This window comes from Enteroscipio rubneri (genome assembly GCF_002899715.1).
In the GTDB taxonomy this organism is placed as follows: Bacteria; Actinomycetota; Coriobacteriia; order Coriobacteriales; family Eggerthellaceae; genus Enteroscipio; species Enteroscipio rubneri.
In genome coordinates this window covers 326077-342033 of record NZ_PPEK01000001.1, presented here as the reverse complement: position 1 = coordinate 342033, position 15957 = coordinate 326077, and the positions used below count along the sequence as shown (strand labels likewise).

Genomic DNA, 15957 nt, shown 5'->3' with positions numbered 1-15957 from the left:
CTTGCGAATTCGAATACAGCCGGCTTAACGCAATCGTATGACAGCTCATGGATGTCAATCAGTCAGCACGTGCGGGCCGGCGGCCAAGCAGAACCCACCCGTCGGCCCGCATCGACCTCAGGCTACTCACCCGCCGCTCCATCGCTCATGGATTTGTCGGCGGTCTTGTATAAGGCGTTTTTGATGAACAGGAATAAAAACACCCCAATGCCGATCGCGCCCGCCGTGATGGCAACTTCCACAGGCGTGGGAACATAGCTGAACTGCTGCGTGGCCTGCAGGGGTCCGATATGGTGCATCTGCACCCAGATCTCCGTTTCTCCTGCGCACAGAAGCCAGAGCTTCTCCGCTGCCAGGCCCACGACGCCGCACAAGGCCGCCAGCACAACGCGATTCGTCTTAACCAGGAGCGCAAAAGGCACAACAATGCCAATGACAAGCTGGAAATAGAAGTACGGGGCGAACGGGCCGGCAACCACCGACTGCATGGTACTGCGGGCCAAGTCCGTGCCAGCAACCAGGCTCGTGCCCACTTCAGCGAACGTCACCAGCGCGCTCGTCACCAAAGCGACCATGAACACCTTCTTGTGCTCAGGGGCGATCACGGCCAGAAGCGCGCTGCCGCCAAGAAACGCGCCGACCAGGAAAGACACGACCGACATGGGCGAAGCCCACAGATGATGCGACGTATTGTTTGCCAGCAGGATACCCTCGACCACGATGAGACCAACGCCAAGCACGGCGGCAATCGTACCCACGGCCTTCGTGGACATGCTGGCTCGCGCCATGATGAGGTACACGACGGCCGCAACCATCGTCAGCGTGAGAAACCAGAAATCAAGCACGGTAAACGACGTGAAGTTGAACGATCCTATGAGGTACAGAAACTGCGCGGGATTGCCCAGATCCATGATGATCAGCACCCCGCCCGTCGCCATGGCGGCGAGGGAGAACGCAATGCCCTGCGTGCGTTGCGTGTCATTCATGAAGCCGAGATACTCTGACAGCCCGCACAGCATGAGAAGACCGGCTCCGGCTGCGATGATCGCGAAGAACACCGCAATCGCAAGGCCCCAGATGATTGTATTGTCAAGCCCGGTCACCCGCATGCCCTGCATCAGTTGGCATACCCAGGCTCCGATGCCGACGACAGCCAGTACGGCGGCGGCGATCAGCACCGTCTTTTCTTTTTTCGATGTGTTGGCTAGCATGTCTTTCCCCCTATTTTGGCAGATAGTAGACGGACGGGTTGGTCCGTTCGTCAGGACGTGGCTGGTAAGCACCCTCTTTGACAAGCGCCTGCATTTCCTCGCTGTCCAAGTCGCCGAATATACGCGCGCCTGTGGGGCAGACGCGCGCGCACGCTGGGATGTCGCCTTCGTCAATCTTGTCGGCACACAGGATGCATTTGCTTACGGTGCCCTTGACGTGCTTATACGCCGTCGCGTCCTCATAGGCGTTGTTTCCCCGCTCCGGAAAGTAGCCTGTGCGGTCGCCGAAATCGAACGTGCGCGCCTCGTAGGGGCAGGCGGCCATGCAATAGCGGCAGCCGATGCACTTGTCCTTGTCAACCAGCACGATGCCGTCGTCCCGCTTGTAGCTTGCTCCCGTCGGGCATACATGCACGCACGTGGGATTCTCGCAATGATTGCACAGCGTGGGCATGATCTTCTTATATGCGTGCGGATAGGACCCTTCCTCGCTCACGCCCACCTTGCACCAGAACACTCCGGGAAGCGTGGCGTTCTTCTGTTTGCAGGCGATAGTGCAGGCGTTGCATCCGATGCAGCGCCCCAAGTCGATAATCATTCCGTAGCGCATAGCCTATTCCGCCTTCCGAATCTTCACGCGAGCAGCGATGGATATCGAGCCGCTTTCGGGGAAGTATTTGCCGTCGTCTGCCGACAAGAGCTGGTTGTACGTGGTGCCACGCCGAGCCGTGGGGTTCATGAAAGGTGCCACATGCCCGCCCTGCGCGGGAAAGCCGAGCGAGTTGCGCTGCATGAGGCCGGTCACCTTCAACACGCCTTCGGTCGAGCCACCGTGCTGCGATTCAACGATGACGCGGTCGCCGTCCCGCAGGCCCCGCTCTTCGGCAGCCGCCGGATTGATCTGGATGCGCAGATCGTCGAACTCGAGGTTCTCCACCACCTCGCGCAGCCATGGATTCTCGTCCTGGCCGCCCAGACCTAAAATGCGCGGGCTGATTTTCCAGTTCACCGCGAACAGATCGAACTCGTCCGAAGGATCGGTCAGGAAGTTGTCGTGCCACTCGGGCAGCGGCGTGTACTCGGCGTACACTTCTCCCATCCGGCCCTCCCACCCGGGTTGCTCCACGCCCCACTTCTCGCAGTTCGCCTTGAGGTGTCTCCCCACCATGAAGTCACGCCAGTTGTATACGGGCACGCGACCAACAGATTGGGCCACGTAGTCGTAGCATTCCTCGATGGGCACCTTATAGGTGTAAAAGCCGTGCTCACGGAACCAATCGATACCTTTCCCGTTGCCGGCGATGCTCTGCAGGTAGTTCTCGATGATCTCGGCATAGGTGTATTCTTTTGCAGGGTCGAGCGCGAACTCCGTCCCGACCAATTTGAAGAACCCACTGGTCATAGCGTTAAGCTTCGGACCATATCCCAGGTAATACGCCATCTCCATGATGATGTCCTCGTACTGGCAGGTGTCGTAAACATGCTCGACGGGCGACTCCTTGTAGTTCACGCCTGCCAGCGCGATGGTGTCGCGGCCCACGGTCATGGTTTCGTCGACCGGGCGGATCTGCTGACGCTCGAGGCTCGAGTGTTCGGGCAGTACGACATCGCAAAACATGGACGTCTCGTCCATGTTGTAGCCGACCGTCCAGGTGAAAGGAACCTTCTGGAATGCCGCCACACACAAGTCCCGGCTGGAATCGGCCATGAACGGGTTCGCCCCGATGGGGAACATGACGTCGATGTCGTAGTCCACGAAGTACTTCTGGGGGTCGACGATGGCGCCCATCGTCGTGGTCAGGATAGGGAACTTCGCCAGGGCGGAGAACTGCTTGCCCGTCAGGTCTTTGAAGGGAATGGAGAATCCGGCATCGTAGGCGGGAAGGAATGTTTCCGCCATGAGGACATCGTGGATCACGCCGTCCTCCACAACGAACTTCGGCCCATCCGCATGAATGACGGACCCTGGAACCCCGATTGCCCCCACCAGGGCGTTCACGAGGTCGGCGACGTAATAGGTGCGCATGCCCTGCATGGTGTTGGCGGCGCCGCGACCGGTCGCAATGCACACGGGCCGATAGGGAAGCTCCACGCCGTCGATGACGATGATGGATCCGATGCGCGCTTCCTCGGCGAACTCCGCTGTTATGCGACGGATGGTTTCAGCGGCGATGCCGGTCTTTTCGGCTGCCCACTCGGGCGTGGCATCCTTCACGCTGGCCTTGATTTTCTCGAATGCGGGTTCGACCGGTTGACCGTTGACGGTGTAGGAGCCGGTGAGCGCAAGCTCGCCCAACGTCTCGTCGTCATAGGTCTTGGCTCCGCCCGCCGAGACATCCCACACAAGCGGTTTTCCCGTACCGGCATCCCGCGCGTAGTCCAGATCGTCCTGGATCAGGTACGGGGCGTTCGTGCGATCGCGCAGATATACCGCATCATAGACGTCCAGCTCGTGCAAAAGCACGTTGGCCATGGACATGACGAATGCCATGTCGCCGCCGGGCGTGATGGGCAGCCATTCGCCATGGGACGCCTCCACGTTGGAGTGCGGATCCACCACAACGGTCTTCATGCCGCGCTTCCACGCATCGGCCATGGCGCGCGCAGGTCCACTCGCAAACGCCGCCTGGGCGCCCATGTTGCGGCCCAGCGTGATGAGGTAGTTGCAATACCCTACGTCAATGCGGTCAACGAACGTATTGTTAAACAGCTGCGGGGCATGGTGCACCTCGCACAAAGGACCAGCGCTCATCGCATAGTTCGGCGTTCCGAAAATGCCCGTGAACAGCTTGGTGAACGGACCTTCGTGCAGCGTATCGCCAAACCCGTACATGAACATAAGCCTTCGAGGGTCGGTGTCACGCACGGCCGCCATTTTCTCGAAGATGATGCCCTTGGCCTCGTCCCAGGATATTTCCTGCCAACCCGGATCCACATCAAGCCCCTTTTCTGGGTTCGTACGCTTCACCGGCGCCTTGAACCGGTACGGGTTGTACAGGTTCATCAGCTGGGCCGCGCCGCGCGGGCACATAGTGCCCTTGTTCGACGGGTGATCCTTGTTGCCGCGAACCTCCACGGCAACGCCGTCGATAACCTTCACCTCAAGCCCGCAGTTAGTCCAAATGCACGTGCCGCAGAACGATGTGACCCACGTTCCTCCCTCCTTGCCTCCCCCTTCGGATTCGGTGAGCGCTTCGGCTTTTCCCGGTGCGACATGGGCTCCGATGGCAAGCGCCGCAGCGAGCGCCGCGCCGCCCTTCAGGAACGTTCGCCGGGTGGTTGCTGGAACAACCTTCGCTGCATCCATACATCCTCCTTGTACGTCTCTCGCTTCATGCGCGCACCTCTGCACGCACTTTGCAGTGTGGAGCCATACGGGAGTCCTGGCCATAAACAGCTTATTCGAGCGTCGTAAAGCACAGCTTGACGCACGGGCGACGCCGCAGACAGACGGCAGAATCCAGCGTTTTGCCGTGCTGTGCTGAAACCTAGAGTTACTTTTGATACTGGGGGTAGCGATCGACGAAGAACCGCTTGATGGCGGCGATGAGGTCGAGGCTTTTGGCGGGCAGGTCCTCAGGATAGACGGCGACTATCCTGAGCAGCATCGGGTCTGAAATGGGAATGGAGATGGTTTCGTCCGAGGGAGGAAGGAGGCCGACCGACACCGCCACGGCGTCTTTGCGCACCTGGAGCATCGCACCGGTCGAACCCTTCAAAACGATGTGAGGCTCTCCGAATTCCCGTACCAGCTCCATGATGACCGACTCCATCACTGGCTCGTTGAAGCAAACCAGAGGCAGCGTCGATAGCTCTTGTTTCGTCAGATAGCGCTTGCCCGCAAGCGGCGATGAGCGATGGATCTTCGCGACGATAGGCATCTCAAGAAAGCAATCAGTGCAGAAGCCGACGAGATCGGCCAGCTCTCCCTCCCGGAAATCCGGGACGTTTGCGAGAGCCACGCAGTTGCCCCCCTCCATAAGGCTCGGGCACCGGGCGGGCACGTCGTCCAAATTCTTCTCGGACACCGAAAAGTCGACGGAGGAAAACGCGTGTTCGAGCTCATCCATTAAGGGTGCAAGCGCATCGCCTAAGATGATCAGCGGGGGCAGGTAGAGCGAGAACGCCTCTTTCCCCAGCTCCGTTCGAACGTCTGCCAGTTGGGCAACGTTGAGGTTGAACGTGTCAACCCGCGCGCACAGATCGATCGCCAACTCACGCAGCGCCGAACCCTTATCGTTGAGCACGAGCCCGTTCTTCGAACGCTCGAAGAACGTCATGCCGCATTCCTTCTCGAGAGCGGTTATCGCCTGACTCAGTCCCTGCGGCGAAATGAACAGATTGCTCGCTGACCTCGTAAGTGATTGCGTTTGGGCCACATCGATGAAATAGCGCAGCTGCTCGATTCTCATACTCGAATCGCCTCCCCTGCGATCGTGCAAGTTTGATGATTCTACCACGCGAGGCCGATTGAGCCCCTATGACCTTCGGCTGCTCCCGTAGGCAGCGTTCTTGCGGTTGCCGAAGGCGCTGCCCTTGCGGGCGCCCTTCTTCAGATCTTTCAGCACGTCCTCCTCGCTTGAACCCTCCACACTCGCGCGCAGCTTCACCACTTGGTCGCGCAGGCGGGCCGCCTCCTCGTAGTCCATGCTCTGGGACGCCGAGGCCATCTCGTCCTCCATGGAGGCTATGATGCGCAGCACCTCCTCGCGCGAGAGCGCGGCCAGCTCGGCGTTCACCTGCTCGGCCGTGGTGTTGCCCACCTCGTCGGTCACGTAGTCCATGATGTCGTTGATGGCCTTGCGGATGGTCTGCGGCTCTATGCCGTGGTCCTCGTTGTACTGCATCTGTATGGAGCGGCGGCGCTTCGTCTCGTCGATGGCAAGCGCCATGGAGTCGGTCATCTTGTCGGCGTACATGATGACCTGGCCCGACACGTTGCGGGCGGCGCGGCCGATGGTCTGGATGAGCGAGCGGTGGTTGCGCAGGAACCCCTCCTTGTCGGCATCGAGGATGGCCACGAGCGAGACCTCGGGCAAATCCAGGCCCTCGCGCAGCAGGTTGATGCCCACGAGCACGTCGAACTTGCCCTGGCGCAGCTCGCGCAGGATCTCCACGCGTTCGAGCGTGGCGATGTCCGAGTGCATGTAACGCGCCTTCACGCCCTGGTCAAGCAAGTGGTCGGTCAAATCCTCCGCCATCTTCTTCGTGAGGGTGGTAATGAGCACGCGCTCGTCGCGGGCGGCACGGTCCTTGGACTCGTCGATGATGTCGTCGATCTGGGAGGCGCTCCCGCGCACGATGATCTCGGGGTCCAGCAGGCCGGTCGGGCGGATGATCTGCTCCACCTGCTGCTGCGACACCTTCTGCTCGTAGTCGCCCGGCGTGGCCGACACGTACACGAACTGCGGAATGCGCTCTTCGAACTCGTCGAAGCGCAAAGGGCGGTTGTCCAGGCAGCTGGGCAGGCGGAACCCGTGCTCGGCCAGCGTGATCTTGCGCGAGCGGTCGCCCTCGTGCATGCCGCGGATCTGCGGCACCGTCACGTGGCTCTCGTCGATGATGCAGAGGAAGTCCTTCGGGAAGTAGTCGATGAGCGTGTAGGGCGGCTCGCCCGGCGAGCGCCCGTCGATGTGGCGCGAGTAGTTCTCGATGCCGGAGCAGAAGCCCATCGTCTCCATCATCTCCAGATCGTAGTTCGTGCGCATCTCCAAACGCTGCGCCTCGAGCAGCTTGCCCTCCTCCTTGAACTGCTGCAGGCGCTCGCGCAGCTCGTCGCGGATGGTGCCGAGCGCGCGGTCCATCTTCGGGCGCGTGGCCACGTAGTGCGACGCGGGCCAGATGGGCAGCGCCTCGAACTCGTTCACCACCTCGCCCGTGACGTTGTCCACTTCCGCAATGCGCTCTATCTCGTCGCCCCAGAACTCGATGCGCAACGGGTTGTCCGCATAGGGCGGGAACACGTCCAGGTTGTCGCCGCGCACGCGGAACGTGCCGCGCTTCAGCTCGTAGTCGTTGCGGTCGTACTGGATGTCGATGAGCTCGTGGATGACGTCGTCGCGGTCCATCTCCTTCTGCTTGTCCACGAACACCGCCATGCCGGCATAGTCCATGGGCGAGCCGATGCCGTAGATGCACGACACCGAGGCCACCACGATGCAGTCGCGCCGCGAGAGCAGGGCCGACGTGGCCGCATGGCGCAGCTTCTCCACTTCCTCGTTGATGGAGGCGTCCTTCTCGATGAACGTGTCGGACGAGGGCACGTAGGCCTCGGGCTGGTAGTAGTCGTAATACGACACGAAGTACACCACGGAGTTGTTCGGGAAGAACTCCTTCAGCTCGCTGGCCAGCTGGGCCGCGAGCGTCTTGTTCGGCGCCATGACCAGCGTGGGCTTCTGCACGGCCTCGATGGTCTTGGCCATGGTGAACGTCTTGCCCGAGCCCGTCACGCCCAGGAGCGTCTGGTAGCGCAGGCCGTCCTCGACCCCGCGGGCCAGCTTCTCGATGGCCTGCGGCTGGTCGCCCGACGGCTCGTAGGGCGACACCACCTTGAGAGGCGTCGTTGCCAGCCGCACCTCCGGCAGCTTGCCCTCCATTTCAAGACCATCGATGTTAGAGAGATGCGCCATGCTGCTCCTTCCCGCATAGGTAAGGGAACCAGTGTAGCACAGCCGACCTGACATGAACATATGTTCGTGATAAAACCGTAAGGAGCGGGAAGCTTCCGCGACAAGCCTGCACCGGTCCCATCGCTGATCCAACGTGAGTTGTCGCTCGCCCGACGTGCGCTCCATCTTAAATCGATATCGATTCTCCACCCTGTTCGAGGCGTACCGGCATGCCGTGGTATACTCGATCGCCGTCGGCGGCGGACAGACAAAAAGGAACCGGCATGAGCACAATCAAGAAGCACCTCCCCGGCGTGGTCGTATGCCTGGCCATAGCCCTGCCGTGCTGGTTCGCCGGGCAAGCGCTTCCCCTCATCGGCGGGCCCGTGTTCGCCATCGTGGCCGGCATGGCTCTGGCCGTGTTCTGGAAGCAGCCTACGCGCGGATCCGTGCAGCACGGCATCGCGTTCACCGGAAAGAAGGTGCTGCAGGCCGCCGTCGTGTTGCTAGGCTTCGGTCTGAACCTTGCTCAGATTGCCCAGGTGGGCATGATGTCGCTTCCCATCATCGGCGCCACGGTCGCCACGGCGCTCATCGTTGCGTTCGCGCTCCATTCAGTGCTGCACATGCCGTCGGAAACGTCGACGCTCATCGGCGTGGGATCGTCCATCTGCGGAGGCTCAGCCATCGCGGCCACCGCGCCGGTCATCAAGGCCGACGACAAAGACGTCGCTCAGGCCATTTCTGTCATCTTCCTGTTCAACGTGCTGGCAGCGCTCATCTTCCCCTCACTCGGAGGTGCGCTCGGTATGTCGAACGAAGGCTTCGGCCTGTTCGCCGGCACCGCGGTAAACGACACTTCTTCGGTCACAGCCGCTGCCGCCGCGTGGGACGGCATGCATCCGGGATCGAATGCGCTCGATCAGGCCACCATTGTGAAGCTCACGCGCACGCTCGCCATCATCCCCATCACGCTCGTACTCGGTATCTGGGTGGCACGACGCGAGCGTCGCGATCCAGCCGCACTCGAGGCGCAGCAGCACAATGTGGTCATGCCCTCGGGCAAACTTGGCGGGTTTAGTTTGCGCCGTGCGCTGCCAGCATTCATCGTGCTGTTCCTACTCGCATCCGTCATCACGACGCTCGCTGCAGCTGCCGGCGTCGACATGATGCTGTTCGAGCCGCTCAAGACGCTGTCGAAATTCTTCATAGTCATGGCCATGGCGGCCATCGGTCTGAACACCGATATTGTGCATCTGGTGAAAACCGGCGGCAAGCCCATCTTTATGGGGCTTTGCTGCTGGATCGCCATAGCCGCCGTCAGCCTGGGGATGCAGCACGTCCTCGGGCTGTGGTAGCCGGAACATCGAATATCGCCCGAGAAAACGAAGCCCGATTGCCGGGCTTCGTTCGCTTTACAGATCCTTCGAGTACTCGCTCCACCAGGCTAGCACCTTGTTGCGCATCTCCTCGGGGGTGCCGTCGTTGTTGAATACCACGTCGGCTGCCTCAATGCGCTCGGCATCGGTGATCTGGCGGGCAATACGGCGACGCACGTCGTCCTCGTCCCAGCCGCTCTTGACCGCGCGCTCAATGCGCATGTCGAGCGGAGCAAGCACCGCGATAACCACGTCAGCATCGTAGGCGATCGATGTCTGGCGGTTCTTGAACACGGAGTATTCGACAACCACGGCCTTGTGGCCCTCGTTCTCCAGATCCTTCAGACGGTCGGTGAACGACTCCTCAATACGGGGCATGGTGAGGCGATTGAGCTTGCGTGTATCTGCCGGGCTGACGAAGGCCTTGCGAGCAAGAGCGCCGCGATCGATCTCACCGTCGGAACCGATGATATCCTCCCCGAACGCTTCCACCAAGTCGCTTTTAACCGTATCCCACAGAAGGATATCGTGGCCGACCTTGTCGAGGTCGATGAAAGGCAGGCCCTGGTCTACCAGCGTCTTGCGCGCCGTCGACTTGCCCGCGCCCATACCGCCGATGATGAACAGCTTCCTCATGCTTGCTCTACCTCCTCGATCATGCCGCCTCCGAGCACCGTGTCACCCTCGTAGAGGACCGCATACTGCCCCGGCGCCGTTGTTGGCTGCGGGCTTCTCAGCGCGATGCGCGCGCCGCACGAACCTTCCGGTTTAATGATACACGGAACCGCTCGGCTGCGGTACCGCAGTTTCACGAACGCTGCGCGCGGCTCAGGAGGACGACTAACGGCTTGCCACTGCAGCCCGCGCACGCGTACTGCGCCGATCTGCGCATCTTCGGCAAAACCGACCACAAGCTCTCCCGTTTCGACATGCTTGCCCACCACATAGTACGGCTCCTCCGCCGCCACGCCGATGCCTTTGCGTTGCCCGACCGTATAATTCGCAAGTCCCCCGTGTCGGCCAAGCTCCCGCCCCGTACGATCCACGATAGCGCCCGGCGCATCCACGACGCCTCGCTCGCGGAGAAAATCCCGATAGTCGCCCTCAACGAAGCACACATCCTGGCTCTCGGGCTTCTCGGCCACTGGTAGATCCAGATCAGCCGCCGTCAAGCGCACGTCCACCTTCGTCGTGCCGCCGAGCGGCAACACGAGGCGCGCAAGCTGATCCTGCGAGAGCAGAGCGAGCATGTAGCTTTGGTCCTTGCGTATGTCGAGCGCCGTCTTCACAGCGAAGCGGCCACTCGCCCGCATGCGCACAATGCGCGCGTAATGCCCCGTAGCCACGCGATCGCATCCGCACGCATCGCCCGCTTCCAGGAGAGCGGGCACCTTGCACAGCGCGTTGCAGCCCACGCAAGGACTCGGCGTGAGGCCTTCAACGTAGGCCGAGACGAACGGGCAGATCACGACGCGCTCAAACATCTCGACGCAATCGCGCTCTATATGCTCGATGCCCAGGTGCGCGCAGACCGCTGCCGCATCAGCCGCTGCCTGCGCGTTCGCCGCGTCGTCTCGGAACCGGCACGTGACGCCGATCACCTCGTATCCGGCACGAAGCAGCAGCGCAGCCGAAACCGCACTGTCGACGCCCCCGCTCATGCCGAGCGCGATACGCCCGACGCTGCGCCTTTGAGACACCCGATTCCTCCTCCTGGAGAAAACGGGGCCGACGCTTACGCATCGGCCCCGCCAATCGAACAATCTAAACTAAGCAGATGCGTGCTATTCCGCTGCGGCCTCCTCGGCAGGAACTTCCTTCTTCTCGGCCTTCTTCTTGGCCGGACGCTCCTCAGCCTGGATGGTCTCGTCGACCTCGATCTCGTAGCCCAGCTCAGCCGCGGCGGCCTTCATGGACAGGGAGATGCGACGACGATCCGGGTTGATCTCCATGACCTTCACCTTCACCTCGTCGCCGGCCTTGACGACCTGGGCCGGGGTGTCGATGTGGCGCATGGCCATCTCGGAAATGTGCACGAGGCCCTCGATGGACTGGCCGAGCTCGATGAACGCGCCGAACGGCACAATCTTCGTCACCTTGCCGTCGACGATGGTGCCCACCGGGTAGCTCTCGACGAGCTTGATCCACGGATCCTCCGTCGTCTGCTTGAGGCCGAGCGAGATGCGCTCGCGCTGCAAGTCGACGTCCAAGACCTCGACCTCCACCTCGTCGCCCACCTTGACGACCTCGGAGGGATGATTGACATGGTTCCACGACAGCTCGGAGATATGCACCAGGCCGTCGATGCCGCCGAGGTCGACGAACGCGCCGAAGTCGACGATCGAGGAAACGGTTCCCTTGAGGCGCATGCCCTTGGAAAGCTTCGCGAGGATCTCGGCGCGCTCGTTCTTGCGGCCTTCCTCGAGCAGCACGCGACGGGACAGCACGACGTTGTTGCGGTTGCGGTCCATCTCGATGACGCGAGCTTCGATCTCGGTGCCCAAGTACATGTCGAGGTCCTTGACGCGACGGAGGTCGACCAGCGACGCCGGCAGGAAGCCGCGCAGACCGATGTCGAGGATGAGGCCGCCCTTGACGACTTCGATAACCTCGCCCGTGACCACTTCGCCGGCCTTGAACTTCTCTTCGACGCGAATCCAAGCACGCTCGTACTCGGCACGCTTCTTGGACAGGATTAGACGACCGTCCTTGTCCTCCTTCTGGAGCACGAGAGCTTCAATCTCGTCGCCCAGGTTCACGATGTCGGACGGATCAGCGTCCTTGCGGATGGACAGCTCGCGGGAGGGGATGACGCCCTCGCTCTTGAAGCCGATGTCCACGAGCACCTCGTCGTGCTCGATCTTGACGACCGTGCCGTCGACGAGATCGCCCTCGTCGAAATCGGTCAGCGTACCGTCGATCATCTCGTTCATTTGAGCGTCGGAGATGTCTTCGAAGTCGATGACGGACGTGTTTTTGATGTCGGTCAAAACGGACCCCTTTCAATTCCTACCAATCGGGGACCCTTCGTCATGATTACTTGCTACTTCACCATGTTCGCTTGTGCAAGAAACTTGCCCGTGCAGCGGCGTAACAAACATGTCTCGGGGGCCTACATTACAATGCGCTTACAGCTTGTGCGTTATAAGCCATAGTAGTATAGCACAGAGGTACCAGAGCTCCGCACTCTTTTTAACGAACCCTCACGATAATTCCGACCGTGCGTCATCGCATGATCGGCCGAATGCTCGGTGTTCGAATTCGTCCGGCGGCACCGGCCGAGAGAACAGGAAACCCTGGATCATGTCGCATCCCTCTTCGGCGAGAAAGCGACGCTGCGCCTCGGTCTCCACGCCCTCGGCAACCGTCTTCATGCCAAGGCGCTTCGCCAGCTCAATGACGACGGCGATGATGTCGGTTGCGCGCGCATCACCCGCCTCCGACGCGTCGAAGAACACCCGGTCGAGCTTGAGCACGTCCACCTCAAGGTTCTTCAGCACGTTGAGCGACGAGTACCCGCTGCCGAAATCGTCCATGGAACAGGTGTATCCCGCTTGATGGATGCGATCAATAACGCCGGACAGCATCTGTGGGTCCTCGAACACGAGCGTCTCGGTGAGCTCGAACTCGATGAGCGCAGCAGGAACGCCATGGGCGATGCGGATGGCTTCGAACCGATCGAGAAAGCGCGGATCGCGCAGATGCATGCGCGACAGGTTCACCGACACGGGAATCGGTCGCATGCCGGCATCGGCCCACGCGCGCTGCAACCCGCACACCTGTTCGAACACGTGCAGATCGAGGTCAACGACGAATCCGTTGCGCTCGAAGAGCGGAATGAAGTCGTTTGGCGGTACAAGGCCCTTCGAAGGATCCTGCCATCGCACGAGTGCCTCGGCGCCCACCACCTTGCCGCTGCGCAGATCGAGCTTCGGCTGAAGGTGCACGACGAACTCGCCCGCCCCGAGCGCTTCGCGCATACGATTCTCGATATCCTTCTCGTTCGCAAGGCGCACGCGGTCCTCGTTGCTGTACAGACGACACGAGCACAGGCGTCCCGCGCGCCGCGCGCCGGCTTTCTTGCGCGCCACGTTCGCGCGATCGCGAATGCGGATCATCGGCAGCGCAGGATCGTCCACCACGTACACGCCTGCGGTGGCGGTCAGCAGGTAGGTGTTCACGCCGTCGAACACGAGCGCGCGATTCGCCTCGGCGATCATCTCCTCGAGTCGCGCTTCGAGGCGCTGGGAAGCGTTCGTCTTGAGCAGCAGGTTGAACAGATCGGCGGAAATGCGCCCGACGAACTCGCCCGCGTCGAGCTGCCCCGCGATGCTGTCGTACAGCACCTTGAGCACCGCATCGCCCTGCTCAAGCCCGAATTGATCGTTGATCACCTTGAACTTGTCGACATCGAGGGAGACGAACGCGTACGCGCCCTCAGATGCACTTTTCAGCACGGAGGTCGCATCCGACTCGAAGCTCACGCGATTCCGCCCGCCGGTCACTGGATCCACGTATGCGAGCTCCCGCAGCTGGGCCATCGCCCGTTCCGTCAAGTGCCGCTGCTCGACAATCTCCGTCATGTCGAGATACAGCACGAGGTACACCGGATCGCCTTCGATGCGGTTGACGCATTCGGCGTAAATCTTGAATGCGGCGCGATTCCCTTGAACGCTCAACGCCTCCGCATCGAACGATACGGGCTCGCCGTTGCGCATACGCTCGTATTGAGCGCCAATTACCGCGTCGTTGATCTGGAGATTCTCTTGCAGCAGCGAGTTTGACGAAACGTCGCCGATCGGGCCGAAGAAATCGACGAATCGCTTGTTGCCGTACAGCAGCATGAGCCCGTCTCGCGCCACGCGATAACGCGCCACGAACCCGGGAATGTTGTCATAGGTTATGGAGCGCTCGCGTTCCATCTGCACCACGTCGTCAACGTTCACAAACGTGGCGTAGATGACCGGCGCGCCGTCGATAATCTCGTTCGTGAACATGCCTACCACGCGAATCCACGTGTACACGCCTCCTTTGCAGGGCATGTGCATGAGAAGCTCGTAACCCGGTTCCCCCGCCTCGTACGCTTCCACGACCGCCTTGCTCAAGGCGGTGTACTCGTCGGGCTCGCTCGCGAAATACGCGGCGCAGCAGTTGTCGAACAGGTCCTCGTACTCCTCACGCGTGTACCCGGTCATGGCGTAGTAGTAGTCGTTCGCCCACACCACCTCGAACCGCTCGGTGAACAGATGCTTGCTCACCGAGACATGCAGCGCGCTCATCAACATGTTGTACTCGCGCAACAACGCGCTCTCCCGCGCGCGCACGATATCGTCCTCAAGCGCTTCGCGCCCCAACCGATCCGCGTCTTCGTAAGGCAGCGCGTTCGCCAGCGCTCGTTCGGCATGGAACGAGCGCTTCTTCTCGTACATATCCTGATCGGCTGCGGTCAACAACGCCTCCACACTGCTGCAGTCCGGCGACCATCTCGCACCCACCGAGACGAAGAGGCCCGCTTCGCCTTCCTCGACCTTCAGTGTCTGCTCGAGGCGGTCCACCATAGCGACGAACACATCCTCCTCGACATCGACAGCGAGCGCCACGAACTCGTCGCCCCCAATGCGGTACAGGTCGGCTCCGCCAAGCGCCGCCCTCATCTTCGCCGCGCAAATGCGCAAGGCCTCGTCTCCGCGCCCGTGACCGTAGCGGTCGTTCACCAGTTTGAGGTCGTTGACATCCATGAACACAACACCGAGCGAGCCTTCGCGCGCGCCGAGGAAAGCGATATCGCTCATATAGCGGTTGCGGTTGTACAGTCCGGTCAGCGCATCGTGAAAGCTCAGCAGGGTGAGCTTCTTCTCGTTCTCGATGCGGTGCACCGTGCTCATGTAGAAGTAGCAGAGCGTTTGCAGCGAAGATCGGGTGTTCTTGATGAGGCTTTTCTGCGGGTTCTCGATCACAAGAAACCCCGAGACCCCGCTCAACCGCCCCAACGCAACGGCCGCCACCGCATCGATACCGTGGTCTTTCAGGAACGCGTACTCGACGGGCTGAGCTTCACGGAGCTCTTCGATATCGTCGATCACCACGCATTCGCCTCGCGAGAAGAAGCGCTCCCATCTGCGAAGCGTAGCTTCCTTGATGGTTTCGAGGTTGCGCAAGCGAGAAGGCCCTCCGATCGCACACCACTCGCGCACGCCGAAAATGCGGTCGCCCCGCACGCCGAACATGTGCGCACGATCGGCACGCAGAAAAGCCCCCAACCGGCGCAACATGCCGTCCGTCGCGCTGGCAAGTTCGTGCGCCGCATTCAGATCGCGAGCACACTGCAGCACCATGCTCTCGGCATCGAGCGCAATGCGGAAATCGGCCTGCCCGTTCGAGCTTGCCGTCATGTCGAACGCGACTTCGAGCCGCGCCGTGCGACCCTGCCAATCGATGAGTCGATCTTTCAGCAGGTAGCGATGGTTCGTCAGCGGGTTGATACGCTCCCACGTGTAGTTCTCCTCGTGCCGGAGCCGGGTGTTCGTGCAGAAACAACACGGAGTGTTGGATCCCTGCAGCACTGCGTGGCATGTGCGCCCCGCGATATCCTCCACGCCGAACAGGCGACGCCCGGAGTCGTTGAGGTACAGCAGCTCGTGAGTCTCAATATCGGCAACGTATACGATCTCGGATATATCATCCATGTATTCGAACACGCGGTACCTCGCCATCTCAATCGACTCATTCGGCGAACGCCGCTTTCGTCTATAGTAGCTT

General features: G+C 61.2%; 10 protein-coding genes. 1 reads left to right on the top strand and 9 read right to left on the bottom strand.

Going from position 1 to position 15957, the window contains the following annotated elements; all coding sequences use genetic code 11:
• Nucleotides 1–122: 122 nt before the first annotated feature.
• The 5 genes from nrfD to uvrB all read right to left on the bottom strand — a co-directional run bounded on the left by nrfD (nucleotide 123) and on the right by uvrB (nucleotide 7840).
• Nucleotides 123–1211, bottom strand: a complete 1089-nt coding sequence (gene nrfD / locus C2L71_RS01410) for an NrfD/PsrC family molybdoenzyme membrane anchor subunit (RefSeq protein WP_103263997.1) — start codon at nucleotides 1209–1211, stop codon at nucleotides 123–125.
• A 10-nt stretch (nucleotides 1212–1221) separates the two neighbouring features.
• On the bottom strand, nucleotides 1222–1821 hold the full coding sequence (locus C2L71_RS01405) for a 4Fe-4S dicluster domain-containing protein (RefSeq protein ID WP_103263996.1): 600 nt from the start codon (nucleotides 1819–1821) through the stop codon (nucleotides 1222–1224).
• Between the two features lie 3 nt (nucleotides 1822–1824).
• A complete protein-coding gene (locus tag C2L71_RS01400; protein WP_103263995.1) occupies nucleotides 1825–4518 on the bottom strand; it encodes a molybdopterin-dependent oxidoreductase in 2694 nt (897 codons plus the stop codon).
• Nucleotides 4519–4705: 187 nt separating this feature from the next.
• Entirely contained in the window at nucleotides 4706–5623 is a 918-nt protein-coding gene (locus tag C2L71_RS01395) for a LysR family transcriptional regulator (RefSeq protein WP_103263994.1), read from the bottom strand.
• A 66-nt stretch (nucleotides 5624–5689) separates the two neighbouring features.
• Nucleotides 5690–7840 carry an excinuclease ABC subunit UvrB gene (gene uvrB, locus C2L71_RS01390; protein WP_103263993.1) on the bottom strand — a complete coding sequence of 717 codons (2151 nt, stop codon included), beginning with the start codon at nucleotides 7838–7840 and terminating at the stop codon, nucleotides 5690–5692.
• A 263-nt stretch (nucleotides 7841–8103) separates the two neighbouring features.
• Between uvrB and C2L71_RS01385 the strand changes: the two genes are divergently transcribed.
• Nucleotides 8104–9177, top strand: a complete 1074-nt coding sequence (locus C2L71_RS01385) for a YeiH family protein (protein WP_103263992.1) — start codon at nucleotides 8104–8106, stop codon at nucleotides 9175–9177.
• Nucleotides 9178–9234: 57 nt separating this feature from the next.
• Here the strand turns inward: C2L71_RS01385 and coaE are convergent, their stop codons facing one another.
• From coaE to C2L71_RS01365, 4 genes are all read right to left on the bottom strand, one after another.
• Nucleotides 9235–9834 carry a dephospho-CoA kinase gene (gene coaE / locus C2L71_RS01380; RefSeq protein ID WP_103263991.1) on the bottom strand — a complete coding sequence of 200 codons (600 nt, stop codon included), beginning with the start codon at nucleotides 9832–9834 and terminating at the stop codon, nucleotides 9235–9237.
• On the bottom strand, nucleotides 9831–10898 hold the full coding sequence (mnmA, locus tag C2L71_RS01375; RefSeq protein WP_129588458.1) for a tRNA 2-thiouridine(34) synthase MnmA: 1068 nt from the start codon (nucleotides 10896–10898) through the stop codon (nucleotides 9831–9833). The genes coaE and mnmA overlap by 4 nt, the downstream gene beginning before the upstream one ends.
• An 84-nt stretch (nucleotides 10899–10982) precedes the next feature.
• Nucleotides 10983–12188, bottom strand: a complete 1206-nt coding sequence (rpsA, locus tag C2L71_RS01370; RefSeq protein ID WP_103263990.1) for a 30S ribosomal protein S1 — start codon at nucleotides 12186–12188, stop codon at nucleotides 10983–10985.
• 213 nt (nucleotides 12189–12401) lie between these two features.
• The gene (locus C2L71_RS01365; protein ID WP_103263989.1) at nucleotides 12402–15911 is read right to left on the bottom strand and encodes an EAL domain-containing protein; all 3510 of its coding nucleotides are present in this window, start codon (nucleotides 15909–15911) and stop codon (nucleotides 12402–12404) included.
• Nucleotides 15912–15957 lie beyond the last annotated feature (46 nt).

Excerpts from the sequence above, each read along its gene's own strand:
- nrfD (WP_103263997.1), bottom strand. The coding sequence starts at position 1,211 with ATGCTAGCCAACACATCGAAAAAAGAAAAGACGGTGCTGATCGCCGCC.
- C2L71_RS01405 (WP_103263996.1), bottom strand. The coding sequence starts at position 1,821 with ATGCGCTACGGAATGATTATCGACTTGGGGCGCTGCATCGGATGCAAC.
- C2L71_RS01400 (WP_103263995.1), bottom strand. The coding sequence starts at position 4,518 with ATGGATGCAGCGAAGGTTGTTCCAGCAACCACCCGGCGAACGTTCCTG.
- C2L71_RS01395 (WP_103263994.1), bottom strand. The coding sequence starts at position 5,623 with ATGAGAATCGAGCAGCTGCGCTATTTCATCGATGTGGCCCAAACGCAA.
- uvrB (WP_103263993.1), bottom strand. The coding sequence starts at position 7,840 with ATGGCGCATCTCTCTAACATCGATGGTCTTGAAATGGAGGGCAAGCTG.
- C2L71_RS01385 (WP_103263992.1), top strand. The coding sequence starts at position 8,104 with ATGAGCACAATCAAGAAGCACCTCCCCGGCGTGGTCGTATGCCTGGCC.
- coaE (WP_103263991.1), bottom strand. The coding sequence starts at position 9,834 with ATGAGGAAGCTGTTCATCATCGGCGGTATGGGCGCGGGCAAGTCGACG.
- C2L71_RS01365 (WP_103263989.1), bottom strand. The coding sequence starts at position 15,911 with ATGGCGAGGTACCGCGTGTTCGAATACATGGATGATATATCCGAGATC.